Source organism: Tabrizicola flagellatus (assembly GCF_008271465.1).
Classification (GTDB): Bacteria; Pseudomonadota; Alphaproteobacteria; order Rhodobacterales; family Rhodobacteraceae; genus Tabrizicola; species Tabrizicola flagellata.
Map to the genome: position 1 here is coordinate 59,662 of NZ_VMDU01000008.1, position 12,319 is coordinate 71,980.

The 12,319-nt window shown below is 65.9% G+C and carries 14 protein-coding genes; 5 read left to right on the forward strand and 9 right to left on the reverse strand.

All coding sequences use genetic code 11. The features are described from left to right. Window position 1 precedes the first annotated feature (1 nt). Window positions 2-928, forward strand: coding sequence for an electron transfer flavoprotein subunit alpha/FixB family protein (locus FL625_RS12125; RefSeq protein ID WP_149588938.1), 927 nt, complete (start codon window positions 2-4; stop codon window positions 926-928). A gap of 53 nt (window positions 929-981) precedes the next feature. Here the strand turns inward: FL625_RS12125 and FL625_RS12130 are convergent, their stop codons facing one another. Then, window positions 982-1,803: a DUF6473 family protein gene (locus tag FL625_RS12130; RefSeq protein ID WP_149588939.1), complete on the reverse strand. Its 822-nt coding sequence runs from the start codon at window positions 1,801-1,803 to the stop codon at window positions 982-984. A gap of 159 nt (window positions 1,804-1,962) precedes the next feature. On the opposite strand from FL625_RS12130, the gene FL625_RS12135 reads away from it, so the two are divergent. Both FL625_RS12135 and FL625_RS12140 read left to right on the forward strand, forming a co-directional pair. Next, window positions 1,963-2,838: a 3-hydroxybutyryl-CoA dehydrogenase gene (locus tag FL625_RS12135; RefSeq protein WP_149588940.1), complete on the forward strand. Its 876-nt coding sequence runs from the start codon at window positions 1,963-1,965 to the stop codon at window positions 2,836-2,838. Window positions 2,839-3,187: 349 nt separating this feature from the next. Next, entirely contained in the window at window positions 3,188-3,511 is a 324-nt protein-coding gene (locus tag FL625_RS12140; protein ID WP_149588941.1) for a hypothetical protein, read from the forward strand. Window positions 3,512-3,543: 32 nt separating this feature from the next. On the opposite strand, the gene FL625_RS12145 is transcribed toward FL625_RS12140, so the two are convergent. Genes FL625_RS12145 through FL625_RS12175 form a run of 7 tightly spaced genes read right to left on the reverse strand, consistent with a single transcriptional unit; the run spans window position 3,544 to window position 8,912 of the window. Next, entirely contained in the window at window positions 3,544-4,428 is an 885-nt protein-coding gene (locus FL625_RS12145) for a lysophospholipid acyltransferase family protein (protein WP_235019396.1), read from the reverse strand. A 47-nt stretch (window positions 4,429-4,475) separates the two neighbouring features. Next, window positions 4,476-4,745 carry an HPr family phosphocarrier protein gene (locus tag FL625_RS12150; RefSeq protein ID WP_149588942.1) on the reverse strand — a complete coding sequence of 90 codons (270 nt, stop codon included), beginning with the start codon at window positions 4,743-4,745 and terminating at the stop codon, window positions 4,476-4,478. Between the two features lie 9 nt (window positions 4,746-4,754). Continuing rightward, window positions 4,755-5,150 (reverse strand): PTS sugar transporter subunit IIA, encoded by a 396-nt coding sequence (locus tag FL625_RS12155; RefSeq protein ID WP_149588943.1) that lies wholly within the window; start codon window positions 5,148-5,150, stop codon window positions 4,755-4,757. Continuing rightward, window positions 5,147-6,082: an RNase adapter RapZ gene (rapZ, locus tag FL625_RS12160; RefSeq protein WP_235019397.1), complete on the reverse strand. Its 936-nt coding sequence runs from the start codon at window positions 6,080-6,082 to the stop codon at window positions 5,147-5,149. Before rapZ ends, FL625_RS12155 begins: the two co-directional genes overlap by 4 nt. Further along, the gene (locus FL625_RS12165) at window positions 6,079-6,507 is read right to left on the reverse strand and encodes an HPr kinase/phosphorylase (RefSeq protein WP_149588944.1); all 429 of its coding nucleotides are present in this window, start codon (window positions 6,505-6,507) and stop codon (window positions 6,079-6,081) included. Before FL625_RS12165 ends, rapZ begins: the two co-directional genes overlap by 4 nt. Then, window positions 6,504-8,198 (reverse strand): sensor histidine kinase, encoded by a 1,695-nt coding sequence (locus FL625_RS12170; RefSeq protein WP_149588945.1) that lies wholly within the window; start codon window positions 8,196-8,198, stop codon window positions 6,504-6,506. Before FL625_RS12170 ends, FL625_RS12165 begins: the two co-directional genes overlap by 4 nt. A 12-nt stretch (window positions 8,199-8,210) precedes the next feature. Continuing rightward, window positions 8,211-8,912 carry a response regulator transcription factor gene (locus tag FL625_RS12175; protein WP_149588946.1) on the reverse strand — a complete coding sequence of 234 codons (702 nt, stop codon included), beginning with the start codon at window positions 8,910-8,912 and terminating at the stop codon, window positions 8,211-8,213. A 359-nt stretch (window positions 8,913-9,271) separates the two neighbouring features. Between FL625_RS12175 and FL625_RS12180 the strand changes: the two genes are divergently transcribed. Continuing rightward, window positions 9,272-10,870 (forward strand): phosphoenolpyruvate carboxykinase, encoded by a 1,599-nt coding sequence (locus FL625_RS12180; RefSeq protein WP_149588947.1) that lies wholly within the window; start codon window positions 9,272-9,274, stop codon window positions 10,868-10,870. 74 nt (window positions 10,871-10,944) lie between these two features. Here FL625_RS12180 and FL625_RS12185 read toward each other — a convergent pair whose 3' ends face one another. After that, the gene (locus FL625_RS12185; protein ID WP_149588948.1) at window positions 10,945-11,715 is read right to left on the reverse strand and encodes a sulfite exporter TauE/SafE family protein; all 771 of its coding nucleotides are present in this window, start codon (window positions 11,713-11,715) and stop codon (window positions 10,945-10,947) included. A gap of 64 nt (window positions 11,716-11,779) precedes the next feature. On the opposite strand from FL625_RS12185, the gene FL625_RS12190 reads away from it, so the two are divergent. Continuing rightward, entirely contained in the window at window positions 11,780-12,298 is a 519-nt protein-coding gene (locus FL625_RS12190; protein ID WP_160147776.1) for a DUF3859 domain-containing protein, read from the forward strand. The last annotated feature ends 21 nt before the right edge of the window (window positions 12,299-12,319 follow it).

Genomic DNA, 12,319 nt, shown 5'->3' on the forward strand with positions numbered 1-12,319 from the left:
GATGGCCGTTCTTCTTCTTGCCGATGTGGTCGATGGCAAACTGGCGACCGATCAGGTGGCCAAGGCACTGACCGCGGTGAAATCGCTGGGCCCGGTGACGGTGCTGGTTGCCGGCCCCGATGCCGGTGCGGCAGCGACCGAGGCCGCGACGCTGGACGGCGTGGCCAAGGTGCTCCTGGCCGAGGACGGGGCCTATGCGCATGGCCTGTCGGAGCCGACCGCAGCGCTGATCGTGTCGCTGGCGGGCGATTACGAGCATATCGTCGCTGCCTCGGGTGCCCTGTCGAAATCGGTGCTGCCGCGCGTGGCGGCGCTCCTCGACGTGATGGTGATCTCGGAAGTGCTGGCCGTGCATGACGCCGCGACCTTCGACCGTCCGATCTATGCCGGCAACGCGATCCAGACGGTCAGGACCTCGGACGCGAAGAAGGTCATGACCATCCGCACTGCGACCTTCGATGCCGCAGGCAAGGGCGGCAACGCACCGGTCGAGAAGGTCTCGGCCAGCGTGGACGGCAGCCTCTCGGCCTGGGTCGAGGACAAGGTGGCCTCGTCGGACCGCCCCGAGCTGACCTCGGCCGGGATCGTGGTCTCGGGCGGGCGCGGCGTGGGGTCGAAGGAAAGCTTCGACCTGATCGAGAAGCTGGCCGACAAGCTGAACGCCGCGGTCGGCGCCTCACGCGCTGCCGTTGACAGCGGCTATGCGCCGAACGACTGGCAGGTCGGCCAGACCGGCAAGGTCGTGGCGCCGGATCTTTACGTCGCGGTCGGCATCTCGGGTGCGATCCAGCACCTTGCCGGGATGAAGGATTCCAAGGTCATCGTCGCGATCAACAAGGACGAAGAGGCGCCGATCTTCCAGGTCGCCGACTACGGCCTGGTCGCCGACCTGTTCACCGCCGTGCCGGAGATGATCGAAAAGCTCTGACGCCGTGCGACGGCTGTCGCCTGGCAAAGGGCCGCCCGCCCGGGCGGCCCTTTCTACATCAGTTCCGCGACCTTTGGCACCAGCCGCGCCGCCACCTCCGCATGGACTGCCGCGCCCGGCAGGCAGGCGGCCTGGGCGGCCTCGGTCTCGGGGTAGATCATGTCCAGCCGGGCCATCGTGCGCGCCTGCGGGCTGGAGACAAGCTCGACGATCCCCGATACCTCGCCGGCCAGCACCTCGACCAGGGCCCGGTCGATCGAAACGGGGGCCCGGTCCGGCCAGCCGGCGCGGGACGGCAGCGCGGGTTCGGTCAGCCAGAGCAGGAGTCGCCGCTCGGGCAACCGGGCCAGCAGCAGGCGCATCCGGTCGACCCAGGTCCGGCGCAGCGCCTCGCTCACCACGGAACAGCGCATAGGGTCGGCGCGGTGCAGTACCGACAGCAGATGGCGGGTGAAATGGATCTCGGCGAAATCCACCTCGGGGAACAGGGCACGAAGCGCAGGCGTCGCGGCCACGAACCGGTCATTGCGCCGGGCATGGACAGTGTAGAAGGGGTTCGACAGCGCCTCGGCCCCCGTCACCTGGACCACCGCCACCCGGGCGCGCGCAGCCACGTCGAGCGCGGCGGGGTCCGACAGGTAGAAATCCGGCCCGGCATTCTGCCCTGCCAGGTTGACGACCGCCCGCCCCAGCCCGGCTTCGACCAGCGCCGGCCAGGGCTGCGCAACATATTTGCCAAAGCTTTCCGATCCGCCCAGCACCGCCACATAGGGCTGCGACAGATCGCGCGCCGGTCCCCGGAACAGCGCACGCGACGCGCCATAGCGGCACGGAGAATAGTCGAGCGCCCGCGCGCCCGCATCGAGATGCAGCATCACACCACCCATTTGCAGTCACCCGGAAGGCACTGTGGCGGAGGCTGGTTGCCGAATGGCTAAAATCGGGCGATTGCGTAAAAGCCGGTGCATTTTCCCCCGGCTTGCGCGGGCCGGACGGGGCGGGCATAAGCGGGACGTCAGACGGAGGTTGCGGCGATGGAGATCAAGCGGGTGGGCGTCGTGGGCGCCGGGCAGATGGGCAACGGGATCGCCCATGTCTTCGCGCTTGCAGGCTACGACGTGCTTCTGACCGACGTCTCCGAGGACAGCCTGACCAAGGCGCTCGCCACCATCGAGAAGAACATCGACCGCCAGGTCGCGCGCGGCAAGGTGCTGCCTGCCGACAAGCGCGCCGCGCTGGAGCGGATCAAGACCACGCTGAAGCTGGCCGACCTTGGCCAGTGCGACCTGATCATCGAGGCCGCGACGGAACGCGAGACGGTGAAGCAGGCAATCTTCGAGGACCTTGTGCCGCATCTGAAGCCCACCACGATCCTGACCTCGAACACCTCGTCCATTTCCATCACGCGGCTGGCCAGCCGCACCGACCGGCCGGAAAGGTTCATGGGCTTCCACTTCATGAACCCCGTGCCGGTGATGCAGCTGGTGGAGCTGATCCGGGGGATCGCCACCGACCAGGAGACCTGGGAGACGCTGCACGAGGTGGTGAGGAAGCTCGGCAAGACCGCTTCCAGTTCCGAGGATTTCCCGGGCTTCATCGTCAACCGCATCCTGATGCCGATGATCAACGAGGCGGTCTATACGCTGTACGAAGGCGTGGGCTCGGTGCAGTCGATCGACCAGTCGCTGAAGCTGGGCGCCAATCACCCGATGGGGCCGCTGGAGCTGGCGGATTTCATCGGGCTGGACACCTGCCTGTCGATCATGAACGTGCTGCACGAGGGGCTGGCGGATACGAAGTACCGGCCTTGCCCGCTGCTGACGAAATACGTCGAGGCCGGGTGGCTGGGCCGGAAGACGCAGCGGGGGTTCTACGACTACCGGGGCGAAGTGCCGGTGCCGACGCGGTGACGGTCCTTGGGTGAAGGCAGCGCCTCGGGAGTCCGGCGGCCTTGCTTAGCAGGCATGGTCATGCGAATGCCCGGCTACATTGCCGTTCTTTGCCTTGCCACGACAGCGTATCTGATCCTGACCAGGGCAACAGTGGTGTATCGTGTCGATGGCTGGTGCCTTTCCTACCAGCGTGATGCCGTCACCCTTGCTACCGAGAACTCAGCGTCCAACCGCCCGATGCCGTTCTTCCTGGTGCCTTCAGACGTTCCGAGATCCAGCATTCTTGATGGGCCGGATGCAACCGGATGGACCGTCCGCTATTGGAAGCGGAACATGTCAGGCTTTCCTAGAAATCGGGATGAGAGCTGTGGAACGCCAGATCCCGGAATCGGTGTTGTTCGATTTCCTCCAAGGACTTCCGGCGAAGACGGCAGACCGGCGATCTGCCCCGGGGTTGACAGCCGCCGAACTCCTGTTGCCCGATGCGTCAGACCCGCTTGCGTCCCGTGTCCGGATCACCTGCTCCGTCAATCCGAGGGTGCCGAACTGCCTGATGGTAGACCTCATGCCGAATGGGTGGCAGGCCAACATCAGCTTGCCAAAGACCCATGTGGCCCGTTGGCGGGATGCAAGCGCGGACGCGCGTGCCTTTCTTGATAGCCACCTGACCGACTGTTCAACGAGCAATTAGCTGTTGCGAGGGCGATCCAGACAGTGTGATCGTCAAGCCCGGTCCTTCAACGCCAGCGTATGCTCCCGCAGCCAGGCCAGGAACCCGCGCGGGTTGCCTTCCCACTTCTTCAGCTCTTCCGCCGGGATCGGCGCGCCGATCACCGGGCGCGTGGGCTTGAAGAGGCAGCGCTTGATCTCGTAGAGCAAAAGCCCCTGCCGCAGGGTGTCCGACAGCTGGTTGGCGATCTGGAACCAGCGGCTGTTCTGGCCGGGGAAGTAGATCGGCAGGATCGTCGCCCCGGTGGACTTGACGATCTTGTGGGTGAAGACGTTCCATTCGCCTTCCACCGCGGGGCCCCACCAGCCTTCGGACATCGCCACCTTTCCGGCCGGGAAGAGGATGATGGCCCCGCCGGCTTTCAGGTGCTTCATCGTCTCGTCCCGCATCTGCAGGCCCAGTTCCCGGGCATTGTCCTCGTGCGGGAAGGGCACGGGGATCATGAATTCCTCGACCTCGGGGATGCCGGTCAGCAGGCTGCGGGTCAGGATCTTGAAGTCGGACCGCACGCGGTTGACCATCTCGGCCAGCACCATTCCATCCACCAGGCCCGAGGGGTGGTTCGATACCACGACCAGAGGGCCGGTCGGCGGTATCAGGGCGATCTCCTCGGGCGGGGTCTCGATGCGGATGCCCATGTGGCGGATCGCCTTGGGCCAGAACGGAGCGCCGAAGGGGGCGCCGGACTTCTCGAAACTGCGGATCAGGCGCAGAAGCTGGACCTTGGCGGTCAGCCATTCGATGGTGCGGATCGTGCCGGCCTTGAACGGGTTCTTGAAGGTGCCCGCATAGGACAGCCGGCGCATGTCGTATTGCCGGGCCACAGGGGACACGGCTGGGAGCGGCGCCTCGACGGCGATGTGGCTATGTTCGGTCACGAAGCGACGTTCCCCGGAACTGCCCGGAACGAGTCAGGGCATCCGCCTCAATAATCCTCTCCGAAGCGCGCCGCAACAAGGGCCTCCAGCGCATCGGCGAGTTTCTCCGCTTCCTCGCCCTGGCAGGTCACCTCGATCGAGGTTCCCCGCGACGCGCCCAGCATCAGGAGCCCCATGATCGAATCGCCCGAAACCTCCATCCCGTCCTTGGCGACGGTGGCGCAAGCGTCATGTGCCTCGACCACCTCGACGAACTTGGCGCTGGCGCGCGCGTGCAGGCCCTTTTCGTTGACGATGCGCAGGGTGCGACGGGTCATTTACGTCCCTCAGGCTCCGCTGCCAAGGTCGAGGCTGTTGATATACTTGCGTCCCGCGTCCAGCGCGGCGGCCACGGCCTCGGGCACGGGCAAGTCGCGCGACTTGGCCAGCTTGATCAGCATTGGCAGGTTCGCGCCATAGAGGATCCGGCGCCCCGAGGCTGCACAGGCGGGCAGCGACAGGTTCGAGGGCGAGCCGCCGAACATGTCGGTCACCAGCACCACGCCCTGACCCTTGTCGACATCGTCGGCGGCTGCGCAGATTTCCGCCTGCTTGGCGCTGCGGTCGTGGTCATCCTCGATCGAAATGGCGCGGACGCCGTCCTGCCGGCCGACGACATGTTCCACCGCCGAAAGATATTCGCGCGCCAGACCGCCATGAGCCACGATCACGATTCCGATCAAGCGCCCGCCACCTTCATTCCGTCCGGCTGCATCGCCGCAGCCTTGCGTTCCAGTTCCCGGTGTCGTTTTGACACCGGCCAGCCCGCCTCTGCAAGCGCGGAACCGACCATTTCGGCCATGGCAACGGACCTGTGTTGCCCTCCGGTGCAGCCGAAGCCGATTGCCAGATGCGCCTTGCCCTCGTCCAGATGGGCCGGAAGGAGAAACAGCAACAGGTCCTTCACCCTCTGGAAGAACTCCGCGAAACGCGGATCGGCGCGCACGAAGGATTCGACCGCCGAATCACGGCCGTCGAGCGGGCGCAGGGCAGGCTGCCAGTGCGGATTGGCCAGGAAGCGGCAGTCGAAGATCATGTCGATGCCCCTCGGCACGCCGCGCTTGTAGCTGAAGGACTGGACCGAGACCGACAGCCGTCCCGTCGCGCCCACGTCGAACCGGCGGGCGATCTCGGCCTTCAGGTCGTGCTGGGTGAGGTCGGTGGTGTCGATCAGGTGATCGGCCCGAACCCGGATCGGCGCCAGAAGGTCGATCTCGCGGTCCACCCCCTGCGCCGGCGTCTCGTCGGGCGCAAGCGGATGGCGGCGGCGGGTTTCGGAGAACCGCTGGATCAGCACGCCCGGCGCACAGTCGAGATACAGCACCTCCAGCCCGACCCTAGGGTCGCGGGTCAGCCGGTCGATAAGTTCGATCAGCGAGGTCGTGTTGAAGTCGCGGTTGCGCACATCGAGGCCCAGCGCGATCGGCCGGCCCAGGGGCGCGCCCTCGACCAGACGCGGAACCAGCGACAGGGGAATGTTGTCGATCCCCTCGTAGCCCAGATCCTCCAGCACCCGGATCGCCGTTGTCCGCCCGGCGCCCGAGGGGCCGGTGACGAATAACAGGTGATGATCCATCGCAGGGTCTGGCGTCATGCGGGGTTCCGTGGCGGTCATGCCTCTCGTCCATGGCGAAGATAGAGCATGATCGCTTCGGGAAAATGGTCGTTTCGCGCGTGCAGCACAAGAGGAAGCGGCTGTCCCGAAATCGTGACGGTGCGACGCGGCGGCAGACGGTCGGCTTCGATCCGGCCAAGATCCACCGCCAGGTCCAGGGCCGCTGCGGCCTGCGCGGGGGCGCGCAGCACTCCGACCCCGCGCGCCTCGATCAGCCCGGCCAGGTCGGGGTTCGGACAGCTTGCCCAGAGCCGGCCATCGCGGGGCTCGACCCGGGTCCGGTCGTCCGACACCAGCAGGGCCCCGAGTGCGACCAGCCGCAGCGCCAGCGCCGACTTTCCCGACCCCGACGGCCCGAGGATCAGAAGGCCCCGGTCGCCCACCGCAACGCAGGTGGCATGCAGGGTCTCGCCGGCTCCGCTCACACCGGCAGGCCGACGACGAAGCGCGCGCCCAGCGGGTCGGATGTCGGGTCGGCGGCGGTGGGACGGATGTTCTCGGCCCAGATCACGCCGCCATGCGCCTCGACGATCTGCTTGGAGATGGCAAGACCAAGGCCGGAATGCTTGCCGAACTCGGATTGCGGGCGTTCGGAATAGAACCGCTTGAACACCTTGGTCAGCGCCTGTTCCGGGATGCCCGGCCCGGTATCCTCGACAACGATCAGCACCCGGTTCTCGCGCCGCCGGGCCCAGACCCGGACCGCATCGCCGTCCTCGCAGAAAGAGATCGCGTTGGTCACGAGGTTGACAAAGACCTGCGCCAGCCGCGCCTCGAGCCCGTGGATGATGATCGGGTCGGGCGGCAGGTCGATGATGAAATCGACGCCCTTCTCGCCCGCCTGCTGCGACAGGTACTGGCAGAGGTTCGACAGGGTCTTGAGAAGGTTGAACTCCTCTTCCTCCTCCTTCACCAGTTCCGAATCCAGCCGCGAGGCGTTCGAGATGTCGCTGACCAGCCGGTCCAGACGCCGCACGTCGTGTTCGATGACATCCAGAAGCTTGTCGCGGTGTTCGTCCTTCTTGACGAAGCGCAAGGAGCCCACTGCTGACCGCAACGAGGCCAGCGGGTTCTTGATCTCGTGCGCCACATCGGCGGCGAACTGTTCGTTGGCGTCGATCCGATCGTACAGCGCCGAGACCATGCCACGCATGGCGACCGACAGCCGGCCAATCTCGTCGGGCCGGGCGGCCAGGTCGGGGATGCGGACGCGGCTGGGCGCAACCCGGCGCGAGTCGCGGTCGCGGCCCACCTCGGCGGCAGCGGCCAGGTCGGACAGCGGGTTCGAGATGGTCGAGGCCAGCATGAGGCTGAGGCTGATCGACAGGACCACGGCCAGAAGGAACATCTGCAATACCTGTTCGCGCTCATAACGCACCAGGCGGTCGATTTCCTGACTGTCCGAGGTAATGGCGACCACACCCACCAGGTCGCCTGCGACCGAGATCGGCGTGGCCACGGTGAAATACATGCTGCCTTCGCCGTTCCGGGTGATGAGGGTCACCACGTCGCCGCCGCGTGCGCCCTCGAAGGCGGCCCGGGCATTGTCGGCCGGGTCGATCGTCTCGGTCACGGGTTGCCGACCCTGACGGAACAGCAGGGTGACGACATCCCAGACGCTTTCAAGGAAGTCGGTCAGAAAGGTGGGTTGACCCGGATTCGGCACCAGCGTCCCGGTCCCCTGCCCGACACGCGAGGCCAGAAGCCGGCCGGTCGGATCGAAGACGAAAACCTCGAGCACCGGGTCAAGCTCGATGTCCTGCAAGGGCACGCGGAAGTCGAAGCCGGTATTGCCCGTGCGCAGATGCGCCTCGTAGACCGAGGCGATCAGCTCGGCCTGCCGCACCATGCCCAGCTGGCGTTGCAGGGCCAGGCTGTCGCGGAACGGGTTCATGAACAGGACGCCCACGGCCAGCAGGACCAGCGCCGTCAGGTTGAACACGATGATCTTGCGCGCCAGCGGTGAGCGGTTCAGCCCGACGATGCTGCGCCCGCTGCGGCCTTCCTTCAGCCGCTCGACAGTGGCATCCGGCGATACCCAGTCCTCGCCCAGAAGAACGTCGCCCGACCGCTTGGGCCGGACGTCATTGGGGTTGAGCCTGGGGGCCGTGGTCATCTCGGGCGGCCGTCACTCTTCGTTGTAGCGGTAGCCGATGCCGTAGAGCGTCTCGATGGCCGAGAATGTTTCATCGACCGACCGCATCTTCTTGCGCAGGCGCTTGATGTGGCTGTCGATGGTGCGGTCGTCGACATAGACCTGGTCGTCATAGGCCACGTCCATCAGCTGGTCCCGCGATTTCACGAATCCGGGCCGCTGGGCCAGAGCCTGCAAGAGCAGGAACTCGGTCACGGTCAGCGCGACCTCCTTGCCCTTCCAGGTCACCGAATGGCGCAGAGGGTCCATGCGAAGGTTACCCCGCTCCATCATCCGGGTCTCTTCGGTGGCCGCGGCCTCGCCGGTGTTGATCGCCTCCTGCCGGCGCAAGAGCGCGCGGATCCGTTCGACCAGCAGGCGCTGGCTGAAGGGCTTCTTGACATAGTCGTCCGCGCCCATGCGCAGACCCAGAACCTCGTCGATCTCGTCGTCCTTCGAAGTCAGGAAGATCACGGGGATCGAGGTCTTCTGCCGCATGCGCTGCAGCAGATCCATGCCGTCCATGCGCGGCATCTTGATGTCGAGGACCGCCATGTCGGGCATCCGGCGGCTGAAAGCCTCGAATGCGGACTGGCCGTCGTTGTAGGTCTCGACCTCGAACCCTTCGGCTTCCAGGGTCATGGCGACCGAGGTCAGGATATTCCGGTCATCGTCGACCAGCGCGATGCGGGACATCTTCGTGCCTCCTGTTTACTGCTGCAGCTGCCTTGTCGTTATTTTGCAAGCATTTTCGGGTTTGCGACCCGGATAATCAACAGAAATCCGAATCACCCCGGAAACAATGCCCGTGGTGGTGGCAATTTCGCCCATGTTCTCGACAATCCTGCCGACAATCGGCCTTTGCAGTCACATGGTGGCGCTAACGCCGGAATGATTGCGCTAACTGTTTGAAAACACGCTATTCCCGTGCAAAAATCCCATGCTATAGGCCCTTCATGGCCGACCCCCACAAGGGTTTGTCACGGCATTCATTGGCCCGGATGCCGACCCATCTGAACAGCCGCAAGCGGCTTGCGGCAACGGGAGCTTGCAGGATGACCCAGGGACGCGTGAACCCCAACCAGACGCTCGAGACGCAAGGCATTACGGGTGTGGCGGTAGCCCACTACAACTATGCCGAGTCAGCGCTGGTCGAGGCCGCAGTCGTCCGGGGCGAGGGCCGCCTCGGTCGCGGCGGGGCCTTCCTCTGCTCCACCGGCCAGTTCACCGGGCGCTCGCCCAAGGACAAGTTCGTCGTCCGCACCGCGACCACGGAAGACACGATCTGGTGGGACAACAACGCCGCAATGGCGCCAGAGGCCTATGACCGACTCAAGGCCGACATGCTGGCGCACATGCAGGGACTCGAGGTCTTCGTGCAGGACCTCTACGCCGGGGCCGATCCGATCCATCGGCTCGACGTGCGCGTCGTGACCGAGCTTGCCTGGCACGGCCTTTTCATCCGCCACCTGCTGCGCCGCCCTGCGCGCGAGGAACTGGACGGTTTCACCCCGGCATGGACGGTCATCAACCTGCCCAGCTTCAAGGCCGATCCGGCCCGGCACGGCACGCGGACGGAAACCGCCATCGTCCTGAACTTCGACGAAAAGACCGTCCTGATCGCCAACACCGCCTACGCGGGCGAGAACAAGAAGGCGGTCTTCACCGTCCTCAACTACCTGTTGCCGGAAAAGGGCGTGATGCCGATGCATTGCAGCGCCAACCACGCCATCGGCAATCCGGTCGATGCGGCCGTCTTCTTCGGCCTGTCGGGCACCGGCAAGACCACCCTTTCGGCCTCACCCGACCGCACGCTGATCGGCGATGACGAACACGGCTGGTCGGATCGCGGCATCTTCAACTTCGAGGGGGGCTGCTACGCCAAGACCATTGACCTCTCGCCCGAGGCCGAGCCCGAGATCTACGCCACCACCCACCGCTTCGGCACCGTGGTGGAAAACATGGTCTATGACCCCGAAACACTGGAATTGGACTTTTCCAACCGCAGCCTGACGGAGAACACCCGCTGCGCCTACCCGCTCGAAGCGATTTCGAATGCCAGCGCCACCGGGCTTGGCGGCCATCCGCGCCATGTGGTGATGCTGACCTGCGATGCCTTCGGCGTGTTGCCCCCCATCGCGCGGCTGTCGCCCGCGCAGGCGATGTATCACTTCCTCTCCGGCTTCACCTCCAAGGCCGCCGGAACCGAACGTGGCATCACCGAGCCGCAGCCCACCTTCTCTACCTGCTTCGGCGCGCCCTTCATGCCGCGTCGGCCCGAGGTGTACGGCAAGCTCCTGCAACAGAAGATCGCCAAGCACGGCGCCTCGTGCTGGCTGGTGAACACCGGCTGGACCGGCGGCGCCTACGGCACGGGGCGGCGGATGCCGATCCGGGCCACCCGCGCGCTTCTGGCCGCCGCACTGGACGGCTCGCTGGCCAAGGGCGAATTCCGCCGCGATCCGAACTTCGGCTTCGACGTGCCGGTCTCGGTCCCCGGTGTGGCCGAGGGCCTCTTGAACCCGCGCGAAACCTGGACCAGTGCGAATGATTACGACGCACAGGCGGCAAAGCTGGTGGCCATGTTCCAGAAGAACTTCGCCCAGTATGTGCCCTTCATCGACGCCGACGTGAAGGCCGCCGCCATCGGCTGACCAACGCTCATCGTTCGACTTCGTCTCCTCTTCGCTGGCCGCCAGCGAGGAGTGACGAAGTCATCGACGAGCGGTCACATCAGCGCCAGCCTGACCATGTTCAGCCCGGTCAGCACCAGGAGTCCCTGGGTCCAGCGCCGGAACCGCGCCTGGTCCAGCCGGTCCTGCACCCGGTAGCCCGCGTAAAGCCCCGCCAGCGCCGGGATCGCAAGCGCCGCCGAGAAGGCGAGGCTCTGCAGGTTGGCCACCCCGGTCCCCAGATGCGAGACCAGCAAGGCCAACGCCCCGATCAGGAACACCACCCCTTGCGCGCGGATCATCGTCAGCTTGTCCGCCCCGGTGGACAGGAGGAGCACCAGAAGCGGCGGCCCCCAGATGCCCGATACTCCGCCGTAAAGCCCGCCGATCGCCCCCAGCGCCCATTCGGCCCCCCTGCGGTTGCGCAGCGGAATCGCCAAGCTCCTTCCCGCGAGTTGCAGCGCGGCAAAGACGGAAATCGGGATGCCCAGCATCAGGAGATAGACTGCCCGCGGGATCACATCGGCAAAGGGCGCCGAGACGGCGATGCATCCCACCGTCGCCACAAGGAAGCGCCGGTAGGCCCGCACCGTGTCCACCGCCGGACCCGCGCCCTGCCGGAACGCCTGGCTGAGGTTCGTTACCAGCGTCGGCAGGATCAGACCGGCCAGGGCCAGGTCCTGCGGCAGGAAGACCGCAAAGGCCGAAACCAGGATCATCGGCATGGCAAAGCCCACCGCGCCCTTGACGAAGCCCGCAAACAGGGTCACCGCCAGCGCCGCCGCGAACGCCTGCCCCGATAGCCCGCCAGAGACCAGATCGAACATGACTTGCCCTTTCCGGCCCCTTGTGGCGCAGTCGGGCGGCGGGGGAAAGGCCCGGGAGTCCCGAATGAGACCATTTGCGCTGACACTCTTCCTTGCCCTCTCCGCGCCGCTTGGCGCCGAGCCCGCCGCACCCCAGACCGGACCCGAGGTCGCCAGCCTGCAAGCGGGCGTCTTCTGCGCCTTGCAAGCCATGGATCAGCGACCAGCCCCCGGCACGCTGTCGGGCTGGATTCACGTCCCTGATGGTGAAATCGACTTCCACTGGCCCGACGTCCGCGTCGTCCCCGCACGGATCGGCATCGCCTTCGGAGTCAAGTCGCGACTGACCCCGGGCCTGTCCCTGTCGGGCGAAATGCGCGTTTACCGTCCCGGTGCCACCACCCCCGAAACCTGGCAGTCAAGCTTCACCGACATGGGCGACCAGTTCGGCTTCTTCCGTTTTGACCGCGAGGACGAACTTCTCCCCGGCATCTGGCGCTTTGAAGCCTGGGCCTGGGAAAAGCGCCTCTATAGCGTTGAATTCGAGGTCGTCCCTGCTGCTGCCCTCCCCGGGATTGCGCAAGCCTGCGGCGCGATCTCCTGAAAACGTCTGCGACATTTTCGA